At 43.4% G+C, this 523-nt stretch carries 1 protein-coding gene; it reads left to right on the top strand.

Annotated features, from left to right (window positions below; translation table 11 throughout):
- Positions 1-7: 7 nt before the first annotated feature.
- A partial coding sequence (locus tag FZC40_RS16980) for a transposase (protein ID WP_243135861.1) occupies positions 8-523 on the top strand: 516 nt, incomplete at its 3' end.

The raw sequence follows: 523 nt of genomic DNA on the forward strand, positions 1-523 counted from the left end.
AAACCTTATGTTAACCAAACGGGAACAGGATATCAGAGAACAGGTACAGATCGTCACAATGGATGCGTTGGTACCGAAAGATCATATTTTAAGGCTGGTCGATGAAGCGATTGATTTTGATTTTATATACGATCTGGTAGAGGAGCGATACTGTACGGACAATGGAAGGCCCAGCCTGGATCCGGTCGTCCTGATTAAACTGCCGGTCATCCAGTATCTTTGCGGCATTCGAAGTATGCGTCAGACGATCCGGGATGTGGAAGTCAATATCGCCTATCGCTGGTTTCTGGGTCTGGATTTCAATGAACCGGTTCCTCATTTTACAACCTTTGGAAAAAACTACAGCCGACGTTTTAAAGATACCGATCTTTTTGAACAGATTTTCATGAAGATTTTGGAACAGTGTGTCAAGGCCGGTTATGTTGATCAGAAAACGCTGTTCATTGATGGAACCCATGTTAAAGCCCGTGCCAATCGAAAGAAATCAAAAAATGTCCTGGTCAAAAAGACGGTGAGACACTAT

The organism is Acetobacterium tundrae, assembly GCF_008086615.1.
In the GTDB taxonomy this organism is placed as follows: Bacteria; Bacillota; Clostridia; order Eubacteriales; family Eubacteriaceae; genus Acetobacterium; species Acetobacterium tundrae.